Annotated in this window: 19 protein-coding genes and 3 tRNA genes; 16 read left to right on the forward strand and 6 right to left on the reverse strand. The window is 71.6% G+C overall.

Annotated features, from left to right (window positions below; translation table 11 throughout):
• Window positions 1–38: 38 nt before the first annotated feature.
• Window positions 39–111: transfer RNA gene (locus tag OG933_RS35135), tRNA-Gly, on the reverse strand.
• Between the two features lie 189 nt (window positions 112–300).
• Between OG933_RS35135 and OG933_RS35140 the strand changes: the two genes are divergently transcribed.
• The 3 genes from OG933_RS35140 to OG933_RS35150 all read left to right on the forward strand — a co-directional run bounded on the left by OG933_RS35140 (window position 301) and on the right by OG933_RS35150 (window position 3,090).
• Window positions 301–1,353 (forward strand): chorismate-binding protein, encoded by a 1,053-nt coding sequence (locus tag OG933_RS35140; protein ID WP_405630899.1) that lies wholly within the window; start codon window positions 301–303, stop codon window positions 1,351–1,353.
• Window positions 1,350–2,171 carry an aminotransferase class IV gene (locus tag OG933_RS35145; protein ID WP_405630902.1) on the forward strand — a complete coding sequence of 274 codons (822 nt, stop codon included), beginning with the start codon at window positions 1,350–1,352 and terminating at the stop codon, window positions 2,169–2,171. The genes OG933_RS35140 and OG933_RS35145 overlap by 4 nt, the downstream gene beginning before the upstream one ends.
• Window positions 2,172–2,265: 94 nt before the next feature.
• A complete protein-coding gene (locus tag OG933_RS35150; RefSeq protein ID WP_405630904.1) occupies window positions 2,266–3,090 on the forward strand; it encodes a GNAT family N-acetyltransferase in 825 nt (274 codons plus the stop codon).
• A gap of 22 nt (window positions 3,091–3,112) precedes the next feature.
• On the opposite strand, the gene OG933_RS35155 is transcribed toward OG933_RS35150, so the two are convergent.
• Entirely contained in the window at window positions 3,113–3,661 is a 549-nt protein-coding gene (locus tag OG933_RS35155; RefSeq protein ID WP_405630907.1) for a DsbA family protein, read from the reverse strand.
• 264 nt (window positions 3,662–3,925) lie between these two features.
• Between OG933_RS35155 and OG933_RS35160 the strand changes: the two genes are divergently transcribed.
• Together OG933_RS35160 and OG933_RS35165 are read left to right on the forward strand one after the other, a co-directional pair.
• A complete protein-coding gene (locus OG933_RS35160) occupies window positions 3,926–4,372 on the forward strand; it encodes a hypothetical protein (protein WP_362529916.1) in 447 nt (148 codons plus the stop codon).
• A 181-nt stretch (window positions 4,373–4,553) separates the two neighbouring features.
• Window positions 4,554–4,706: a hypothetical protein gene (locus tag OG933_RS35165; RefSeq protein ID WP_020128804.1), complete on the forward strand. Its 153-nt coding sequence runs from the start codon at window positions 4,554–4,556 to the stop codon at window positions 4,704–4,706.
• 213 nt (window positions 4,707–4,919) lie between these two features.
• On the opposite strand, the gene OG933_RS35170 is transcribed toward OG933_RS35165, so the two are convergent.
• Both OG933_RS35170 and OG933_RS35175 read right to left on the reverse strand, forming a co-directional pair.
• The gene (locus tag OG933_RS35170; RefSeq protein WP_020128805.1) at window positions 4,920–5,480 is read right to left on the reverse strand and encodes a CGNR zinc finger domain-containing protein; all 561 of its coding nucleotides are present in this window, start codon (window positions 5,478–5,480) and stop codon (window positions 4,920–4,922) included.
• A gap of 275 nt (window positions 5,481–5,755) precedes the next feature.
• Window positions 5,756–6,169 carry an SsgA family sporulation/cell division regulator gene (locus tag OG933_RS35175; protein ID WP_004002642.1) on the reverse strand — a complete coding sequence of 138 codons (414 nt, stop codon included), beginning with the start codon at window positions 6,167–6,169 and terminating at the stop codon, window positions 5,756–5,758.
• Between the two features lie 191 nt (window positions 6,170–6,360).
• On the opposite strand from OG933_RS35175, the gene OG933_RS35180 reads away from it, so the two are divergent.
• The 7 genes from OG933_RS35180 to OG933_RS35210 all read left to right on the forward strand — a co-directional run bounded on the left by OG933_RS35180 (window position 6,361) and on the right by OG933_RS35210 (window position 14,547).
• Window positions 6,361–6,822: a TIGR02611 family protein gene (locus OG933_RS35180; protein WP_362529919.1), complete on the forward strand. Its 462-nt coding sequence runs from the start codon at window positions 6,361–6,363 to the stop codon at window positions 6,820–6,822.
• A 78-nt stretch (window positions 6,823–6,900) separates the two neighbouring features.
• Window positions 6,901–6,972 (forward strand) — tRNA-Val (locus tag OG933_RS35185).
• Between the two features lie 995 nt (window positions 6,973–7,967).
• Window positions 7,968–9,257 (forward strand): extracellular solute-binding protein, encoded by a 1,290-nt coding sequence (locus OG933_RS35190; protein WP_362529921.1) that lies wholly within the window; start codon window positions 7,968–7,970, stop codon window positions 9,255–9,257.
• A 14-nt stretch (window positions 9,258–9,271) separates the two neighbouring features.
• Complete coding sequence (locus tag OG933_RS35195) at window positions 9,272–10,228, forward strand: sugar ABC transporter permease (protein ID WP_362529924.1); 957 nt, start codon at window positions 9,272–9,274, stop codon at window positions 10,226–10,228.
• On the forward strand, window positions 10,225–11,100 hold the full coding sequence (locus OG933_RS35200; RefSeq protein ID WP_362529927.1) for a carbohydrate ABC transporter permease: 876 nt from the start codon (window positions 10,225–10,227) through the stop codon (window positions 11,098–11,100). The genes OG933_RS35195 and OG933_RS35200 overlap by 4 nt, the downstream gene beginning before the upstream one ends.
• Window positions 11,101–11,110: 10 nt before the next feature.
• On the forward strand, window positions 11,111–11,710 hold the full coding sequence (locus tag OG933_RS35205; RefSeq protein ID WP_405630910.1) for a hypothetical protein: 600 nt from the start codon (window positions 11,111–11,113) through the stop codon (window positions 11,708–11,710).
• Window positions 11,711–11,811: 101 nt separating this feature from the next.
• On the forward strand, window positions 11,812–14,547 hold the full coding sequence (locus OG933_RS35210) for a Tat pathway signal sequence domain protein (protein ID WP_405630912.1): 2,736 nt from the start codon (window positions 11,812–11,814) through the stop codon (window positions 14,545–14,547).
• A 7-nt stretch (window positions 14,548–14,554) separates the two neighbouring features.
• Here OG933_RS35210 and OG933_RS35215 read toward each other — a convergent pair whose 3' ends face one another.
• Window positions 14,555–16,975 (reverse strand): SCO7613 C-terminal domain-containing membrane protein, encoded by a 2,421-nt coding sequence (locus OG933_RS35215; RefSeq protein ID WP_405630914.1) that lies wholly within the window; start codon window positions 16,973–16,975, stop codon window positions 14,555–14,557.
• Between the two features lie 66 nt (window positions 16,976–17,041).
• Between OG933_RS35215 and OG933_RS35220 the strand changes: the two genes are divergently transcribed.
• Both OG933_RS35220 and OG933_RS35225 read left to right on the forward strand, forming a co-directional pair.
• On the forward strand, window positions 17,042–17,488 hold the full coding sequence (locus OG933_RS35220) for an SRPBCC family protein (protein ID WP_054239485.1): 447 nt from the start codon (window positions 17,042–17,044) through the stop codon (window positions 17,486–17,488).
• Window positions 17,489–17,527: 39 nt separating this feature from the next.
• Window positions 17,528–17,599 (forward strand) — tRNA-Val (locus OG933_RS35225).
• A gap of 55 nt (window positions 17,600–17,654) precedes the next feature.
• On the opposite strand, the gene OG933_RS35230 is transcribed toward OG933_RS35225, so the two are convergent.
• A complete protein-coding gene (locus OG933_RS35230) occupies window positions 17,655–18,380 on the reverse strand; it encodes a 3'-5' exonuclease (protein WP_020128815.1) in 726 nt (241 codons plus the stop codon).
• A gap of 168 nt (window positions 18,381–18,548) precedes the next feature.
• Here OG933_RS35230 and OG933_RS35235 point away from each other — a divergent pair, with 168 nt between their 5' ends.
• A complete protein-coding gene (locus OG933_RS35235) occupies window positions 18,549–19,115 on the forward strand; it encodes a DUF4365 domain-containing protein (protein ID WP_057606934.1) in 567 nt (188 codons plus the stop codon).
• Entirely contained in the window at window positions 19,112–20,347 is a 1,236-nt protein-coding gene (locus tag OG933_RS35240; protein ID WP_362529938.1) for a hypothetical protein, read from the forward strand. Before OG933_RS35235 ends, OG933_RS35240 begins: the two co-directional genes overlap by 4 nt.
• Window positions 20,348–20,423 lie beyond the last annotated feature (76 nt).

Genomic DNA, 20,423 nt, shown 5'->3' on the forward strand with positions numbered 1-20,423 from the left:
GGGGGTTCGGGATGATCCCCCTCTTCCTGCTTCCTGCGAGCGGACGACCAGGTTCGAACTGGCGACCTCAACCTTGGCAAGGTTGCGCTCTACCAACTGAGCTACGTCCGCATGTCGTTTCGGTCGGCTCTCGCGTCCCGGCGACGTGTTGAACTCTAGCGGATTCCCGGGCCAGTACAAAAACGCGTTTGTGCAGCGTGCTGCGCTGTGTCTGCTCGCCGACCTGGTCAGGGCCCCCGGCCGGGACCTGCGGGACATGCCCGGACCACCTCTCGAGCGACCCGCCATACACTCGACCACGTGCTCGACCTCCCTCCTCTCGCTCGTTTCGGCACCCGAGTCGCCACCGGCCTCCTCGATGTGACCAGCGATCCGGCCGCGCTCGAAGCCGCCGGTTTCTGGGCCGTCTGCGCCGACTTCGAGGGCCGTCCGGTCTGCGCGCGCTTCGCCGACGTGCGCGAGGAACCGGTGCCCGCTCCCGTGCCCGGGGCGTGGCGAGGGCCCTCGGCCGGTGACTGGACGTCGTCCCTCGACCGCGCCGCGTACACGGCGGGCGTGCGTCGCATCCGGGAGCACATCGCGGCCGGCCAGGTGTACCAGGCCAACCTCTGCCGGGTCCTGACCGCGCCGGTCGGGTCCGACGCCGACGTGGACGCGCTGACCGCCCTGCTGGCCCGGGGCAACCCGGCGCCGTACGCAGGAACGATTCGTCTCCCGGCGCACGGCATAGAGACGGCCACCGCGTCGCCCGAGCTCTTCCTGCGCCGTGACGGCCGGGTCGTCGAGTCCGGGCCCATCAAGGGCACCGGCCGCACCGAGGCGGACCTCCTGGAGAAGGACTACGCCGAGAACGTGATGATCGTGGACCTCGTCCGCAACGACCTCGGTCAGGTCTGCGCCACCGGCAGCGTGACCGTCCCCGACCTGTGCGCCGTGGAGAAGCATCCGGGTCTGGTCCACCTGGTGTCCACGGTCCGCGGCGAGCTGCGCGACGGCGCCGGCTGGCCGGAACTGCTCGACTCCGCCTTTCCGCCCGGCTCGGTCACCGGCGCCCCCAAGTCCAGCGCCCTGCGGATCATCGAAGCGCTGGAGACGGCACCGCGCGGCCCGTACTGCGGCGGCATCGGCTGGGTCGACGCCGACCGGGGGACCGGCGAGCTGGCGGTCGGCATCCGCACCTTCTGGATCGACCGCGCCCCCGGGGGCGCGGCCGTGCTGCGTTTCGGCACCGGCGCGGGCATCACCTGGGGCTCGGACCCCGGGGCCGAGTGGGAGGAGACCGAGCTGAAGGCCTCCCGACTGCTCGCGGTAGCGTCGGGGACGTACGAGGCCGAAGGAGAGGGACTGACGTGAAGATCTGGCTCGACGGCGGGCTGCAGGACACCGAGTCTGCCCGCGTCTCCGTCTTCGACCACGGACTGACCGTGGGCGACGGCATCTTCGAGACGGTGAAGGCGGTGGACGGCGTGACGTTCGCGCTGACCCGCCATCTCGACCGGCTGACCCGCTCCGCGCGCGGTCTCGGCCTGCCGGACCCCGACCACGACGAGGTCCGCCGCGCCTGCGCCGCCGTCCTCGAGGCCAACCCGATGCCGCTCGGCCGGCTGCGCATCACCTACACCGGCGGCCACGGCCCGCTCGGCTCCGACCGCGGCGAACACGGCCCCACCCTCGTCGTCGCCCTGGGGGAGACCACCCGGCGCGCCGATGCGACGGCCGTCGTCACGGTCCCCTGGACCCGCAACGAACGCGGCGCGCTCACCGGCCTGAAGACGACCTCGTACGCCGAGAACGTCGTCGCCCTGGCCCGCGCCCACCAACACGGAGCCACCGAGGCGCTGTTCGCCAACACGGTCGGGCAGCTCTGCGAGGGCACCGGGTCCAACGTGTTCGTCGTCCTGGACGGAGAGATCCACACCCCGCCGCTCGCCTCCGGCTGCCTCGCGGGCATCACGCGCGAGCTGACCGCCGAGTGGACCGGCGCCAAGGAGACCGACCTGCCGCTGGACGTGCTGGAGCGGGCCGATGAAGTCTTCCTCACCTCCACGCTGCGGGACGTCCAGGCCGTGCACCGCGTCGACGACCGCGAACTGCCGGGCGCGCCGGGGCCGGTGACCGCCAAGGCGATGCGGATCTTCGCCGAGCGCGCCGCCGACGATCTCGACCCGTAAGGTCGCGCACCGAACCCGTGACGTCCCGGACCGGAACCGCAAGGACCGGGAAAACAGGCTGACGTGGCTCGCCGGGGTGGGTAGAAAGCCCCTGATGACCACGACCCTGCGGCCGACCGAGCCGCTTCAGCACGCCGCCGACGGGGCACTGTCACGCCACTACCAGGTGTGCGTGAACAGCCGTCCCGTCGGAGCGGTCCACCTCTCGACGTCCCCCGTGTTCGGCCCCCGCGTCGCCCGGATCACCGACCTGCGCATCGAGGAACCGGACCGCGGGCGCGGGCGCGGCACGGTGGCCGCGCTGGCCGCCGAAGAGGTGGCCAGGGGGTGGGGCTGCAAGCGTATCGAGCTCAGGGTGCCCGCCGACGCGGGGACCGCGCTGCGGATGGCGGTGGCGCTCGGCTACGTCCACCGCAACCGCGGCATGGAGAAGGTCCTGGGTGCCACCGCTCCCCGGCTGCCCGAGGGCAGCCGGGGCAGGCCCTTGACCGAGGCCGAGTACCTGCCCTGGTTCGAGCACGGTGTCGCGTCCTACGCCCAGGACTGGGTGGATCGCGGGGTGCCCCGGGACGAGGCGTGGGCCAGGTCGCGGCGGGACCACGAACTGCTGCTGCCGCAGGGCTGGGCGACGCAGAACATGCTGTTCAGCGTCCTGGAGCAGGAGGGCACCCGGGTCGGCACGCTCTGGGTGGCGTTCGTCGGCGGCAAGGCGTTCGTGTACGACGTCGAGACCGACGAGGCCTTTCGCGGCCAAGGCCACGGACGTTCCCTGATGCTGCTGGCCGAGGCCCAGGCCATCGCTGCGGACCAGCGCGTTCTCGGCCTCAACGTCTTCGCCGGCAACACCCCGGCCGAGCGGCTCTACGAGTCCCTCGGATATCTGCCCGTGGGCTACTCGATGTACAAGAACCTGCTCTGAACCGGCCCGCGCGGAGCCCGCCTCAGGCCTGCTCGGCCAGCAGTCGGTCGGCGATCTCCTCGATGCGCTCGCGCAGCCCGTCCTGGCTCTTGCCGCCGTCGAGACGTTCGCCGCCGATGACGTACGTCGGGGTGCCGGTGATGCCGATCGCCTTGCCCTCGGCCTGGTCGGCGTCCACGATCAGGATGTGCCGTCCGTCGATCAGGGCGGTGTCGAACTCCTCGGCGTCGAGCCCGAGTTCACCGGCCACCTCGACCAGGAAGGGTTCTCCCCCACGGTCCAGCTCCTCGACCCGGGTCAGCACGGCCTCGACGTACGGCCATCCCTGCCCCTGCTCCAGGGCTTCCTCGGCGGCCTGCGCGGCGGCGAAAGCGTGCTTGTGCTTCTCCAGCGGGAAGTGCCGAAGCCGCAGCTCCAGCCGGTCGCCGTACCGCTCGCGCAGGGCGCGCAGGTCGTCGAGGGCGCCGCGGCAGTCCGGGCACTGGAGCTCGCACCACACGTCGAGGACGACGGCGGGACGGGCGGCCGCCGGGCCGGGGGCGGCGGCGGAGGTCGGGGACGAGTCGTTCATGACGCCAGTCTTCCAGTCACTGCCCGGCCGCCCCAATCCGGACCTCCGGTCGCCCGGGCACGGCGCTCCCGGCCGGACCGGAGGGACGCGCCGGTGCGACACCTGCGGAGGAGCCGACCCGGAGATGTCCCTGATGTCCGGCCGGAGCATGGCCCGCGACCGGTGCGCAGGTGCAGGATGGAAGGGACGAGGCGCGGGGCCGCCGGCCGCGGTGCCGAGTCGATGTGAACCTCTGCCCGAGTGAGCCCACGCCTGGAGGACCGGATGATTGCCGAGACCGTCTGTTCCGCCGCCGCCGTGGCCGGCCTCGGCATCGCGGCGGTCACCGCCTACCGCAAGCGCTTCCTGGCGGCCGCCCGCATCGCCGCCTACGCCCTGGTACCGCTGGGCCTCGTGATGACCGGCGTCGTCGAATGGGCCGCCGATACCGCCTTCAGCCCGACGGCCTGGGCGGGCTTCGCCGTGCTCGGCGGGGCCTGGGCCCTGTTCGCCACCACCCGCACCGTGGAGCGCCGTCGCGGCGGCACCCGCAAGGAGCGCAGAGCGGCGGCCCGCGCCGCGCAGGCCGAGGCGGTGGCCCCCGCCGCCTCCGCGCCCTCCCTGGGCCAGGCCTCCCGCCCGGCGTCCCGTCCCGCGGCCACACCCCGCGCGAGCGGCGGCGCCGACGACTTCAGCGACATCGAGGCCATCCTGAAGAAACACGGCATATGAGCCGGGGCCGATGAACCCCTGGCCACGGGGTGGCCCGGGCGTTTGAAACGACACAGTCGGCCTGCCCGTGCGCGGAAGTGATCACGGCACGACAGCGACGTCACGGAATCCGGCGCACTCCCGCTCATTCCGGGCGCGTGATCGCGCGAGGGGCGTCACCTGCGTCATCATCGCCCGCGAGATGCTGGACACGACACAGAGCGACGCCGCGCCGCCGCAGGACGAGCCGCGCGGGTGCCTCTTCGCCCTTTCCCAGCCACCGCTGATGATCTTTCTGGCGGTGATCGGGTGTCTTCTGCTCATGGCTTCGCTGCATGATCTGCTGCTGCTCTGAGCCGTACCCGCGGTCCCCGGCGTCACCCGCCGGGGCCGCGTCGGCATCGAACGACTTCGAGGGACCTCCGAGGAACGGCCAAGGGACGGCTGGGGACGCCCAAGGGACGTCGAGGGACGTCGACGGGCGTCGAGGGACATCGGCGGGCGTCGAGGGACATCGGCGGGCGTCGAGGAACCGCGAGAGGGCCCCCGTGCGGCGAGGCCGCGGCCCTCAGCCCGCCGCCTCCTTGCGGCGCGCCCGGTAGGCGGCCACGTGCAGGCGGTTGCCACAGGTGCGGCTGTCGCAGTACCGCCGGGAGCGATTGCGGGAGAGGTCGACGAAGGCGCGCCGGCAGTCCGGGGCCTCACAGCGCCGAAGCCGCTCCTGCTCCCCGGCCACCACGAAGAACGCCAGGGCCATCCCGCAGTCGGCCGCCAGATGGTCGGCGACGGAGGCACCGGGTGCGAAGTAGTGCACATGCCAGTCGTAGCCGTCGTGATCCGTGAGGCGTGGCGTGGTGCCCGCGGCGGCGACCAACTCGTTGATCAGCCCGGCGGCGGTCCGTGGGTCCGAAGCCGCGAAGATCCCGGCGAACCGCCCACGGATCTTGCGCACCGCGGACAGGTCGAACTCGGACAGCACGCCGACGTCACTGATCTCGTGCTTCTGTACGAAATCCGCGAGGGCGGCGACATCCGGCAGCGCGTCCGGAGTCGTGTCGTCCTCCGGTGCGGTGTTCACCAGTTCCACCACGGCATCGAGCGCACACCGGGTGTCGTGGGTGATCAGCACATTTCGCTCCCTGGCCTGGGGGTCGGGCGAGCGCCCGCCGATGCTGGCCGATGGTAGCCGCACCGGGCCGTCGAGCAACGGTCACTCGGGGACCGGATCCCGTGACGTACGGGGTCGGGAGGCCGGGGGAGCCCCGCCCGGACGTGCCGCGCGCACGCCGACGCCGCCCCACGGGAGACCCGTGGCACGGCGTCGGCGCATGCCCTATTCGGTTGTCCTGGCCCGAGCCGTCTCCCCGAGTGGACGGCGCCGGGCAGCTCGGTGTGAGCCTCGCCCTAGCTCTCCGCCAGGATGTGCGAGAGCTCCTGATCGAGATCGAAGTGCCGGTGTTCCGTGCCAGGAGGCACGGCGGCGTCCGTCCGCTTCAGGAAGGACTCCAGGGCCCGCGCAGGGGCCTCGAGCAGGGCTTCGCCCTCGGGAGAGCTCAGGGCGATGCATACGACGCCCTGACCGTGACTGCGCGACGGCCAGACACGGACGTCGCCGGTGCCCGTGGGCCGGTGCAGGCCCTCGGCGAGCAGGTCGCGGGCGAACACCCACTCGACGGTCTCCTCGGCACCGGTGTGGAAGGTGGCGTGCACGGCGTAGGGGTCGGCCGTGTCGTACCGCAGGCCTGCGGGGACAGGCAGGGAGGACTCGCTCGACACAACGAGGCGCAGGTGCAGCTCGCAGCTGACCGTGGTGTTCATAAGCGCCAGGGCCTTTCGCTCAGTGTGCGCTCGGGGATTCGCACGTCGGCGAAATCGACATGCCACCTACGGTGCCGTTGTAAACCCCTCTGAGTGTTTTGCGTGCCTTTACGTAACTCTTCCGGCCGACAGTGCGTTCGCCCAGTACCACCATTCCGGTGACCGGATTCTCTCGGGTAAGGTCAGGCTGTATGAACACGGGGAGTGACGAGTCGGGCGAGGCAGGCGTGGCGGTGGACAGGTCGAAGCCGGACGATGCGGCGGAGGAGCAGCAGGGCCAGGGGCTCGGCTCCAGGGCGCCCGAATTCGTCAAGGCGCGCCGCATGCTGCACCTGAGCTGGCAGGTCGGGGTCTTCGTGATCGGCCTCGCCGTGGTGGGCGCCGGCATCGTCATGTTGCCGCTGCCCGGCCCCGGCTGGGTGGTGATCTTCGGCGGCATGGCGATCTGGGCGACCGAGTTCGTCTGGGCGCAGCTGGTGCTCCGCTGGACCAAGCGCAAAGTCACCGAGGCGGCCCAACGTGCGCTCGACCCGAAGGTCCGCCGCCGCAACATCACCCTGACCGCGATCGGCCTCGTGATCATCGCCGTCCTGACGGGTGTCTACCTGTGGAAGTTCGGCCTCGAGATGCCCTGGAAGATCAAGGACCAGTGATCCGCCGCGGAGGCGCGGGGGAGGGTCGGCCCTGGTCACAGCCACCCCCTGACATGGGGTAATGTTCTTCCTGCGTCCGGGCGATTAGCTCAGTGGGAGAGCGCTTCGTTCACACCGAAGAGGTCACTGGTTCGAACCCAGTATCGCCCACCCGGAACGTCGGCCCGCCTGCGAGAACGCAGGCGGGCCGACGTCGTCAGCGGTGGCAACCGGCGCCCCGCCCGCGCCCACGGAGCCCACTCGGGCCGTCAATCCTGGCAGCACCCCCTCTCCGCCCTTCGGGCCCGGCCGCACCGCCCCCGGGCCGGGCCGCAGCATCTCCCTGGCCCGAGCCGGGCCGCAGCGTCTCCCTGGCCCCGAGCCGGGCCGCACCGCCTCCCCGGCCCCGGGCCGGCCCCGAGCCGGGCCGCAGCGTCTCCCCGGCCCCGGGCCCGGCCGCACCGCCTCCCCGCTCCTTCGGACCCGGCCACACCACCTCCCCGCGCCTTCGGACCCGGCCGCACCGCCTCCCCGCTCCTTCGAGCCCGGCAGCGCCCCCTCTCCGCCCCCCCTCCGCCCCGTCGAGCCTGGTCACGCCGCTGGCCCGGCCGTGCCGGCGCCTCGGTCGCCCACTGGCGACGAGCCCCCGCCCCCTGCCCCGCCCCACTCCCTGTGCCATCCCTCGGCTCACCCGCCCCGCCCCCGCTTCCTGTGCCGTCCCGTGCCGGCGCCGCCCCGCTCGCCCGTGAACACGCCGTACGGCTCGTCGACGGCCAGGTCGATCCCCATCCGGTCGAGGCGGACGGCGCGAGGAGGTCAACCGGGCGATGGGCGACCTTGCTCGTCAACGCCCCGCTCCCTCGTCCCGCCATGCTCCCGCTCCTCGGGCGACTCCCTTTCCCGCAGGCGGATTTCAGCCCCTCGAAGTGATCTTCCGACGACCGGTCAGCGGTTCGGTGATGCGAACAGACGTCTCTCACCTGCGAGTTCGTCCGGTCGGCGAGACCGCATCACCCGCGCGGGCGCGGTTCGCCGGAGAAGCCGAACGTAAGAAATTCCTGTCCGAATCATTGACGCTCTCTCAACCCCCTCGTACCTTGTGCCAGCAAGCGCTTTCTTGAAACGATTCATGCAAGCGGCAACGACGCTGCGGGGAGGGCCCGACTGTGGGAACCAGCAGGAATGTTGAGAGGCGAACGATCCTGAAGGCCGCGGGGGCGACGGCGGCCACACTGGGCCTGGCCGCGACCACGGGGTGCGGGGGAGGCGACGGGACGTCGGCGGACGGGACGGTCACGATCCGTTACGCCTGGTGGGGTGGCGAGCCGCGCACCATCGCCATCAAGAAGACGATCGCGCTCTTCGAGAAGAAGTACCCGAAGATCAAGATCAAGCCCGAATTCACCGACTACGAGGCGTTCTGGGAGAAGTTCCAGACCCAGGCCTCCGGCGGGAATCCGCCGGACGTTTTCCAGAATGCGGTCGGCTTTCTGCGCAAGTACGACAAGCGCGGTGTTCTGATGGATCTCAAGTCGCAGGCGGACGCGGGGAACCTGAGCCTGGAGAACTTCCGCAACGGCGTACTGGCGAACGGTCAGGTCGACGGCAAGCAGATCGGCATTCCGGTCGGCGCCAACACCATGTCGCTCGTCATCGACCTCAAGGCCTTCAAGAACGCGGGCGTCGAGGCGAAGTTCGGCTGGACCTGGGACGAGTACTTCGCCGCGCTGCAGAAGATCCAGGACAAGCTGAAGATCGCCGGTGACACCGGCTACTTCAGCATCATGTACCTCTACGACCTGTACCTGCGTCAGAACGGCAAGGCCTTCTTCACCGACAGCGATCTCGGCTTCACCGAGGACGATGTGACGCAGTGGTGGGCGGACGGCTACAAGCGCGTGAAGTCCGGGCTGGTCGCCGACCCGAAGAAGATCGAGCAGGTCAAGCCGAAGTCCGGTCTCTCGGCGGGCCTCGCCGCGTCCGAGTTCACCTGGGACAACTTCTCCATCCGCTACCAGGGCGAGGGCGAGTCGGACTACGGGCTCGCGCCGATCCCCACCACGGACGGCAAGGACACCGGGCAGTACCTCGGTTCGCTGATGCTGAGCGCCTTCTCCGGGACGAAGCACCCGAAGGAAGTGGCCCAGTTCATCGACTTCATGGTCCACGACCCCGAGGTCGGCAAGATCATGGGCTACGACCGCGGCATCCTCTCCACCACCGAGCAGTACGACGCCTTCAAGCCGACCGACCCCAACAACAAGGGCGTCTCGGCCTACGAGGACGAGGTCGCCAAGGCCGGCGTCCTCGGGAAGATCACCCCGCACCCGTCCGGCGCGGACGTCATCGAGGCGGCCTTCCTGCGGATCGGCGGTGAGGTCGCCCAGGGCAAGACCAAGCCGGCCGACGCCGCGAAGGCGCTGTTCAGCGAGGCCAAGGCCGCGTTCGCGGGCTGAGGGGACGTACCACCATGACGCTCGTCAAGGAAGCGCCCGCGCGCCCGGCGAAGAAGCGGTCCGCCGCTCCTGCCGCCGGGCGGCGCGGGCGGCGCCGCGAGAACCTCGCCGGCTATCTCTTCATGTCGCCGTGGATCGCGGGTTTCCTGCTGCTCACGGCGGGGCCGATGATCGCGTCGCTGTACTACGCGTTCACCAGCTACAACCTGTTCACGCCGCCCCGGTGGGTGGGGCTCGACAACTTCACGACGATGTTCCAGGACCCGCGCTGGCAGAAGTCGGTCGAGGTCACGCTGAAGTACGTCGTCGTGGCCACACCGCTGAAGCTGCTCCTCGCGCTCGGAGTGGCGCTGCTGCTCGCGCAGAAGCGGCGCGGACAGGCCCTGTACCGGGCCGCGTTCTACATGCCGTCGCTGATCGGCGCCAGCGTCTCGGTGGGCTTCGTGTGGCGGGCGCTCTTCTCCGACGACGCCGTCGTGGACCGTACGCAGAAGGTCTTCGGACTCGACGTCGGCGGCTGGATCGGCAACCCGGACTATGTCCTGTACTCCCTGGTGGCTCTGAGTATCTGGCAGTTCGGTGCGCCGATGGTCATCTTCCTGGCGGGGCTCAAGCAGGTGCCGCAGGAGCTGTACGAGGCCGCCGAGATGGACGGGGCCGGCCCCCTGCGGCGGTTCTGGAACATCACGCTGCCGATGATTTCCCCGGTGCTCTTCTTCAACGTGCTGCTGGAGTCCATCCACGCGTTCCAGGTGTTCGGCTCGGCGTACGTCGTCTCGGACACCCGGTGCGGACCGGCCGATGCCACCCTCGTCTACACCTGTTACCTGTATCAGAAGGGCTTCAAGGAGGCGCAGATGGGCTTCGCCTCCGCGATGGCCTGGACGCTGGTGATCGCGGTGGCGCTCGTCACGGCGGTCCTGTTCTGGTCGCAGAAGAAGTGGGTGCACTACGAGGAGGCCGCCAAGTGACCAGTGCCACCAGCCCCGCCGTGCGCCCCGCGCACGAGCGGCGGCGTATCGGATCTCTTGCCTGGCACGTGGGCGCGATCCTTGTGCTCGCGGTCGTGCTCTACCCGGTCGTCTGGGTGCTCGGCGCCTCGTTCAAGCCGAGCAAGGACATCATCGCCAGCATCGACCTGCTGCCCACCGAGCCGGTCTGGGCGAACTTCTCCGGGCTCGCCGACGGCATCTCCGGCATCTCCATCACCAGCTTCTTCACCAACTCGCTGATGTACGCGGGCCTGGCCGTGGTCGGTGTGGTGCTCTCCAGCTCGCTGACGGCGTACGCCTTCGCCAAGATCCGGTTCGCCGGGCGGAACCTGCTGTTCACCCTGATGATCGGCACCCTGCTGCTGCCGTACCACGTGCTGCTCATCCCGCAGTACGTGCTGTTCCGCAACCTCGGCTACATCGACACGCTCGTGCCGCTGGTCGCGGGCAAGTTCCTGGCGACGGAGGCGTTCTTCGTCTTCCTGATGGTGCAGTTCATGCGCGGGCTGCCGCGCGAGCTGGACGAGGCCGCCAAGCTCGACGGCTGCGGGCACCTGAGGACCTACTGGTCCATCGTGCTGCCGCTGAGCCGCCCGGCCATCATCACCAGCGCCATCTTCACCTTCATCAACGCGTGGAACGACTTCATGGGGCCGTTGATCTATCTCAACACGCCTTCCAAGTACACCGTCTCGCTCGGCCTGATGATGTTCCGCGACCAGGAGGGCATCTCCAACTACGGCAGCATGATCGCGATGTCGCTGGTGGCGTTGGTGCCGGTCATCGCCTTCTTCATGGCCTTCCAGCGCTATCTCATCGACGGCATGGCGACCTCCGGACTGAAGGGCTGAGGCGGTCACCATGGCGCAAGCTCGCGTGAAGGCCCGCTCCCGGCGCAGGGAGTCCGTGTTCGGCGAGCGCTTCGCGGTGTTCGCCGAGTGTCTGCTCACCGGAGTGTGGATCTCCGTGGCCTGTCTCGGGGTCGTCACCTACCCCGCGGCCTTCGCCGCCGGCGCCCGCCATCTGCGGCGTCGTACGTCCCATGAGGTCGGTGGCGGACGGGAGTTCGTCGCGGACTTCCGGGCGGCCGTGCGCGGCGGGTGGGTCGTCGGGCTCGCCGGGTGGGCGGTGGCCGCCGCGGTCTGGGTGGACGTCCTGGCCGCGCGGGCCGGGATTCCCGGCGGGCCGCTCGTCGGGGCCGTCGGCATCCTCGCGCTGATCGGGCTTGCCGTGGCCCTGCTGCGGGCGGCGGCCGTCTGGACTCCGGGCCGCACCTGGCGGGCGCTGCTCAGGGAGGCCGGGCGGCGGACCGTGCTCGATCCCGCCGGTTCCTTCCTGATCGTCTGCGGGCTGGCCGTCGTCGTCCTGTCCGCCTGGCTCGTCGCGCCGTTGGCGGTCCCCGTCCTCGGGGCCGTCGCGGCGGCGGCCCTTGCCGTCGAGCAGCGGTACCGGCACCGCTGACGGCCGTGCCCTCGCACCAGGCCGGCGCCCCGGGCGCCGCGCCTCTCTCTGTCATGCCCCTGACCACCCTGCACCCGCACGGAAAGGAAAGGCTGCATCCCATGTCTCCCATCCCCCGTAGGTCCCTCCTCAAGGCGGCTGCCGTCGCCGGAGCCGCCGCCCAGTTCAGCTGGGCCCTGGGCGCCAAGGACGCGCAGGCCGAGCCGAGAGCCGCCGCGGCCGACGCCGATCCCGTGACCCTGGACTGGCTGGAGGACGGCGGCCTCGGCGCCGCCCCCGGTTCCACGCTCGGCGTGCCCTGGCCCATGGGCACGTACCAGGAGGACCAGACCTTCGCGCTGACGGACGCCGACGGCAAGGACGTCCCCGTACAGTCCTGGCCGCTCGCCTACTGGCCGGACGGGTCGCTGAAGTGGACGGCGCACGCGGTCGGTTCGGGCTCAGGCAAGCTCACCCTCGCCGCCGGCGCCCCGGCCGCGCCCGCCAAGAAGGTCACCGTCGACAAGAGCGGCGGCACCATCGACGTGTCGACGGGCGTCATCACCGCGAAGATCGGCAAGTCGGGCGCCACCCTCATCAAATCCGTCACCCGTGGCTCCACCGAGATCGCCAAGAACGGCCGGCTGGTCCTGATCCGGCAGCCCGAGATCGAGGACGAGGACCAGGGCACCGTCAAGACCGAGCGCTTCGAGGGCGCCATCGACGGCGTCACCGTCGAGCAGAGCGGCCCGGTCCGCGCGGTCGTCCGCATCGACGGCAAGCACCGTAAGGGCAGCCGCAGTTGGCTCCCCTTCTCCATCCGCCTGTACTTCTACGCGGGCGCCGACTCCTTCCGCATGGTGCACACCATCACCTACGACGGCAAGCAGGAGCCCGGCAAGGCGAGCGGCGACTTCATCCGGGGGCTGGGCGTCCGCTTCACCGTCCCGATGCGCGACGAGTCCTACGACCGCCACATCCGTATCGGCGGCGAGGGCACCGGTCTGCTGCGCGAGGCGGTCAAGGGCATCACGGGTCTGCGCCGTGACCCCGGCGCGGCGGTGCAGGCGGCCCAGTACGCCGGCCAGAAGCTTCCCGACCCCGCCACCTGGGACCAGCGGGTCACCACCCGCCTCCAGTACATCCCCGAGTGGGGCGACTACACCCTCTCCCAGCTGTCGGCGGACGGCTTCGCACTGCGCAAGCGCACCAAGAAGGGCTACGGCTGGATCGGCGCCGGCGGCGGCAAGCGGGCCTCCGGCTTCGGATACGTCGGCGGGACGAGCGGCGGCTTCTCGTTCGGCCTCCGGGACTTCTGGGAGAAGCACCCCGCCCAGCTCGACATCCGCGACGCGCACACCGACGAGGCCGAGGTCACCCTCTGGCTCTGGTCACCCGAGGCGCAGCCCATGGACCTGCGCTTCTACCACGACGGCATGGGCCAGGACACCTTCCCCGAACAGCTCGAGGGCCTCAACATCACCTACGAGGACTACGAGCCCGGCTTCGGCACCCCCTACGGCATCGCCCGTACCTCCGAACTCCTCTTCTGGGCCAACGAGTCGACGCCCGCCCCGGAGAAACTCGCCGAACAGGTCGAGGCCGTACGGGTGCTGCCCCAGCTCGCCGCCCCGCCCAAGCAGCTCATCAAGGCCAAGGTGTTCGGCCCGGGCCTGTACGCCGAGCCGGACCGCTCCACTCCCGCCAAGGCGAAGATCGAGGACCACCTCGACTTCCTCTTCACCTACTACAAGGACCAGGTGGAGCAGCGCCGTTGGTACGGCTTCTGGGACTACGGCGACATCATGCACACCTACGACACCGTCAGGCACCAGTGGCGGTACGACATCGGCGGCTACGCCTGGGACAACTCCGAGCTCTCACCGGACCTCTGGCTCTGGTTCGCCTATCTGCGCAGCGGCCGCGCGGACATCTTCCGCTTCGCCGAGGCGATGACCCGGCACACCGGCGAGGTCGACGTCTACCACCTCGGCCAGTGGGCGGGCCTGGGCACCCGGCACGGTGTGCAGCACTACGCCGACAGTGCCAAGCAGCAGCGCATCGCCAACACCACCTACCGCCGCTACTACTACTTCCTCACCGCGGACGAACGGGTCGGCGACCTCATGCACGCCAACGTCGACTCCGACGAGACGTTCCTCGCCCTGGACCCGCTGCGCAAGATCCGCACCGAGCCGTACACCCCCGACCGGCACGCCCTGTCGATCGGCTTCGGCACCGACTGGAGCGGTCTGGTGTCGGCGTGGCTGACCGAGTGGGAACGCAAGGGCCCGAAGTGGGAGAAGGCGAAGGCCCGCGTCCTGTCCACCATGGAGACCATCGGCGCCCAGCCCAACGGCTTCGTGCAGGGCAGCGGCCTGTACGACCTCGACACCGGCAGGTTCGCGGTGGCCACGGCCCCGGTCGTCGGCGTCTCGCACCTGTCCGCGGTCTTCGGCCTCAACGAACTGTGCGCCGAACTCATCCACCTGGTCGACATCCCGAAGTTCAAGGAGGCGTACCTCGACTACTGCCGCTACTTCAACGCCACCAAGGCGGAACAGGCGGCGCGCTACGGCAGCAACTTCGGCACCCTGCTGCTCTTCCAGGGCCACTCGCGCCTCGACGCGTACGCCGCCGTCCAGACCGGGGACGAGGTGCTCGCCAAGCGGGCGTGGACGAAGTTCTACAGCTCCGACGGCTACATGGAGTCCTCGCCGTGGAAGACGGAGCCGCTGAGCGGCCCCGCCTCCCTGGTCGCGGGCGGCGAGGCCGCCTGGGTGTCCACCAACGACACCGCCCTCTACGGCCTCGCCGCCATCGAGAACCTGGCGCTGCTCGGCGACAGGATGCCGTGACCGGCGGCTAGTTCATCCGCCCCAGGACCTCCCGCACCCGCCGGACATCGCGCAGCCGCTGCTCGTACGTCGCACCGAGTGCGAGCAGCAGCAGCCCGGCGAGGGCGGGAGGCACCCAGCGGGGGAGCGCGTCGGTCACCTGGACCAGGTACGGGGCGAGTTCGTGCAGCGTGACCAGGGCGAGCACCGAGCCGCCCAGCACGAGCGGGGCCCGCAGCCGGTGCCGGGCGCCCAGCAGGGTGAGCAGCAGCCCGGCCGCGCCCAGCAGCAGCGGACGCGTCCACTCGACGTCGCTCCAGGCCGTGGCGAGGCTCGGCAGGAGCGTCACGGTGAGACCGGGACCGTACGCCGTCCAGGACGACGAGGCCGGGTCCCGGCGCCGGCGCAGGGCTCCGACGAGCAGCGCCGGGACCGTGACCGGCAGCGTGTAGGCCTCCGGGAGTTCCACCTGCCAGGCCGCCAGCCGGACCCACGAGGCCAGCACGAAGAGGGCGACGGCCGCGTAGCCGACGTCACGGCGGTCCGGACGTACGGCCGTTCCGGCCGCGATCACCCCGCACAGGGACAGCACCAGGGCCAGCAGCGGCGGGTCGGCCACCGCGAGAGCGATGGCGACGAACCCTGCGACGGCCCCCGTCACCTCGACCGTCACCGTCGTCACGGGGTCGTCCAGCCGCGCCGCGAGCAGGGCCGCTGCCACCGGGACGACGAGCACCAGCAGCGCGACGATCTCCGGCCGCCAGCCGGCGGACGCGCCCACCGCGCAGGCCAGGGCCGTGGCCCAGCCCAGGGCGGCCGCCGCGGACACGGGCGCCTGCCGACCGCGCCACGCGGCCACCGCGAACACCACGGTCAGCGACGCGAGAACCCCGAGGGTCGCCGGCTCGGTGGCCAGCGACAGGAAGGCGAGACCGAGGGAGGTGAGCAGGGCGAGCCCGGTGGCCGTCCGCGCAGCCGCCCCCCGAAGCGCCGGCGCCAGGAGCGCCGGCACGGTGAGCCCCTGGATCAACAGGCCGACGAGGTAGGGAAGCTCCAGCGCCGTGGGTGTGACGAGCACCGCGGCCCAGGTCAGCGTCAGCGCGGCGGTCAGCGCCTGCGGGCGCCGCTCCGCGCCGCGGACAGCCGTGGCCAGGACCGCGGCGACCGCGAGGAGGACCAGCGGCACCGTGACGGCGTACGGCGGCCAGAAGGCGTCGGCCGTCACCGCGGCACGCGAGTCGGCCGGGGCCCCGGCCCAGATGTGCCGCAGCCACGCCACCGGTCCCAGCAGCGTGACGCCCACGGCGGGCACCGCCCACAGCACCGCACCCGCCTGGACGACACCGGACGCCAGGACGACACCCCGGCGCACCGCCGCCGGGCCCCGCGCGGCGGCCAACAGTGCGATTCCGCAGGCCAGACAGGCCGGCACCACCCAGTCACCGGGTACCGACACCCGCAGGACACCGACCGGGCCGGCCACCGCGCACAGGGCGGCGGTCGTCGCCATCCCCGTCGCGAGCCCCGGCCGCGGCGCGAACCGGGCCACCCCCAGGGCGATCACCGCCGCCAGGAGGAGGAGCGCCGCCGCACGGGCGGCGGCGCTCGGACCGGCCGCTCCCAGGGAGAGCAGACCGGCCGCCAGGACCCCCCAGCCGCCCGTGCCGAACCCGCACACCAGGGCGACGACACGCACCGGCCGCTCGGACACCCGCAGCGCGACCACCGCGTCGAACGCCGTCGTCAGCAGCACCGCGGCCGTGACCGTGAGCGGGCCGCCGCCGAGCGCGATCGTCCAGAGGACCAGGGGGAGTTGGGCGACCGCCAGGGCGGCGGGGTGCGGCAGCCGCAGCGTGGCCGAGCCCGGCAGCCCGGCGAGCGCCGTGCCGTACGCCGCCCACAGCGCCGCCAGCGCCGTCGAAGCCGCCGCCGCGTACGTCGTACCGTCCGCCGCCGTGAACACGACCTCGTGCAGGGCGTAGGCGTCCAGCACGGTCAGCGCGAGGCCGAGGCCGGCCACCGACTCGGCGGTCGAACGCAGCCCCCGCCGCAGCAGCGCCACGGGCGCGCCGAGCACCGCCAGCGTGACCGCGCCCAGCACCAGGGAGCGGCCGGCGATCCCCAGATGCCCCCAGCTGACCAGCGTGAACACCATCGCCGCGATGGTGAGCAGGATCCCGCCGAGCAGGAGGAGGACGTTCTGCACACCCGGGGCGGTGGCCTCGGGGCGGGCGGAAGGGCCGGGTTGCGCCTGCCGGCTGGGCCACACCGGCGGGGCCGGCTGTACCGCCTGCTGAAGCATCGTGATCAGCCAGGCGCGGCGGGCCAGCAACTGGGCCCGGCGGGCGTCCAGTTGCCGGAGCTCGCTGTCGAGGAAGCGCAGCTCCTCGGCCGGGGGCGGAAAATACGTCATGTGCCGCAGTGTGGTCCGGGTCACGCCCGACGGCATGAGCGCACGTACTCAGAACGTACTCAATTGGCGTCGGCCCGGCCCCCGTGCGGGCACACTCGGCCCATGGACTGGACCCGTTACCGCTTCCGCAGCCTGTGGGCCCTGCCCGCGCCGCCCGCCCGCGTGTACGACGCGCTGGAGCGGGCCGAGGACTACCCGCGCTGGTGGCGCCAGGTGCGCGAGGTGAACCAGGTCGACGCCGCGACCGGCGTGATCCGCGTCCGCTCCCTCCTCCCGTACGACCTGACCTTCACCGCGCGCGAGGTGCGGCGCGACGCGGCGGCCGGGGTGCTGGAGATCGCGATGACCGGCGACATCGACGGCTGGGCGCGCTGGACGGTCACCGCCGCCGGCTCCGGCACCCTCGCCCGCTACGAGCAGGTGGTGCAGGTCAACAAGCCGCTGCTGCGGCGGTTCGCCGTCCCCGGCCGGCCGGTGTTCCGACTCAACCACCGGCTGATGATGCGGGCCGGACGGCGCGGCCTGGCCGCGTACCTCGAAGCGGTTTGAAGGAAGCCCGCGAAGACCTGTATTGTTCGGTGCGTTCCCGGGCGATTAGCTCAGTGGGAGAGCGCTTCGTTCACACCGAAGAGGTCACTGGTTCGAACCCAGTATCGCCCACCGGGAAAGGCCGGTCCGCATCACGCGGACCGGCTTTTTGTGTCGGCGCCCCGGCCTAGGCCGCCGCCGGCAGCTCCGGGCGCAGCGGCCAGGAGGTGTCCACCGTCTCCGGTGTGCCGCTGCGCGCGAACCACGCCTGGAGCCCGCGCGCCTGCGCCGCGTGCCAGGTCGTCTGGAGCGCGTGCAGCTCGGCGGGGGACAGGCGTTCCAGCCGGGCCGCGAACCGTCGGCCCAGCGCCCGGACGACCTCCAGGGCGGCCAGCGCGTCCGCCGCCGCGTCGTGCGCGTCGGCCAGCGTGACGCCGTAGTGCGCGCACAGGTCGGTGAGTGTGCGCCGACCCTTGCGGTAGCGGTCCAGGTGCTTGTCGAGGACCCGTGGGTCCAGCACCCGCAGCGGCGTCGCGTCCACCCAGTGGCCCAGCGCGGAGGCGCGGTGCCTGCGCAGCTCACGGTCGAGCAGCGTCAGGTCGAACGGCGCGTTCATCACCACCAACGGACGTCCCGCGGCGGCCTGTTCGGCGAGCAGCCCGGCTATCTCGAACATCACCGGCGACGGCCAGCGGCCGTTGCGCTGGAGGTGGTCGTCCGTCAGTCCGTGCACTTCCGTCGCCCCGGCCGGCACCGGCACACCCGGGTTCACCAGCCAGCGGCTCACCCTCGGCCGGGCCCCCGGCGCATCCTGGACGACGAGGGCGGCCGACACGATCCGGTCGGTCTCCACGTCGACGCCCGTCGTCTCCGTGTCAAAGGCGGCCAGAGGCCCCTCGTACCAGTACGTCATACCCACACAACCCCTCGTTCACCCACGGCAGCTGACGCCCCGTCTTCTGCCTGTTTGGTGATACCCGGGCTGTTTGCGACGTACGCCGGAAGGACACAACACGAGTACGGGTCCTCGCAGTTCAGCGACCCGTCACGGGGACCGGCTTTGCTTGGAAGGCTGTTGGCCATGGCGATAGCGCAGCCCGAGCGGGGCGGGCTGCTGCCCGAACGCGAAGGGCTTCATCGCGGCACGCTCGCCACCACCGCCTGCATGGAGACACTCCAGGTGGGCTATCTGCACGCCGTCGCGGCGGCAGCGGGATGCTCGCTGTCCCAGCCGTTCCCGGACAACGGCATCGACTGGCACGTCAGCCACAGCGCACCCGGGCACACCGTCGACGACGAGGTCACCATCAAGGTGCAGCTCAAGGCGACCTACCAGATCCGGCCCAACCCGCCCGGCCGCTTCTTCTCCTTCACGCTCGACAACGACCATCTGCGCAAACTCGCCCGCACCCCGGTGTCGGTGCACAAGATCCTCGTCGTGATGCTCGTCCCGCGGTCCCAGGACCAGTGGCTGCGCGCCGGCCACGACTGCCTCGAACTGCGGCACTGCTGCTACTGGGTCAATCTCGCCGGCCACCCGATCACCGGCCGGACCCGGACCACCGTGCGGATACCGACCACACGCATCTTCGACGACCGGGCGCTGTGCGAGATCATGACGCGGGCCGGGACGGGAGGCAGACCATGACCCACCGCCCCCTCGACGAGCCACTGCGGGCCGTACGGCCGCACCCCGAGGCCCACTGGGACCAGGCGCCCGAGCCCGGGGAGGTCGACCCGGCCGTCCTCGGCGCCCTGCTGCGCCGGCACGGCTGGCAGCGGCGCGGCGGTGCCGTGGGCCGCTACGGCCGCTGGACCCCGCCCGGGCCGGGCGGCGGCGGGACCAGCCTGCTCGTGCCGGAGAGCCGGGCCTTCCCCGACAGCGACGACCTGCTCGGCGAGGCGCTGCTCGCGCTGGCCCGCAGCGGCATGCCCTCCGCGCGCGAGGTGCTCGTCGGGCTCGCCGTCCCGAGCGACGAGATCCGCTGGTGGCGGGACACACCGGCCGGGCCCGCCGGGGCCGCGTCCTGGCCCGTCGAGGAACAGCTGCGCGCCGCCGCCCGCCAGATGCTGCTGGCCGGCGCGCTCGCCACACGCGCGCGTGCCGGGTACCACGGTGCCCGGCACCGCCGCGCGGCCTTCGCGACGCTGGAGAGCGTCCTCGTCGGCTCCGCGGCCGGTGGCCGCCTTCTGACGGCCTTCGTGCCCGTCGTGGGCGCCCGCCCCCTGTCCGTCCGCCTCCACCAGGCCCTGTACGCGGTCCGTGAGGCCATCGACTACCAGCGGGCCACCGGGGGCATGGACGCCTTCGACGGCGCCGTGGAGGCCGGCGCCAGCCGCGAGCTCACCGAGGCGCTGATCACCCTCGTCCGGGGCACCGAGGGCGCCCGGATCGCCGTCGAGTGGGCGCCGACCGCCGGGGTCCCCGAGGCGTGCGCCGCGGGCGGTGAACCGGTCGAGTTCTCGCCCGGCGACCTGTCCGTACTGCGCGAGGCGGGCGCCCGCTATCTCCGCGCGGAGCCCTCCGTGCCCGTGCGGATCACCGGCGCGGTCGTCCGGATGCGCAGGTCGGGGCCGCGCGGCGACGGCAGCGTACGGCTGCGGGTGCTGGCCGGCGCCGACATCCCGCACGTCCGGCTCACCCTCGACGAGGAGGACTACCGCATCGCCGGGCAGGCCCACCTGGTCGGACTGCCGGTACGGGTGCAGGGCCGGCTGGAGAGCAGGGGCGGCTTCCGCAGGGTCACCGGCGCCTGCGGGGTGGTACCCGTGCAGGTCGACGAGGCCGAGCGGGACCGGCTGATGAAATCGATGCAGGGGGACACAGGGGGTGCGGACTACTTCGAGGAAGCCTGCGAAGAGGAACAGCCGGGGGACTGATTTCGCGGTCGGCGGGTGCGGGTCGGTACGATCGCCTCTTGCGCGCGCCCAGGGTATGGCGCCGCACCCACCTTCA

The sequence above is a fragment of the Streptomyces sp. NBC_00016 genome, assembly GCF_045040885.1.
Lineage (GTDB): Bacteria > Actinomycetota > Actinomycetes > Streptomycetales > Streptomycetaceae > Streptomyces > Streptomyces coriariae.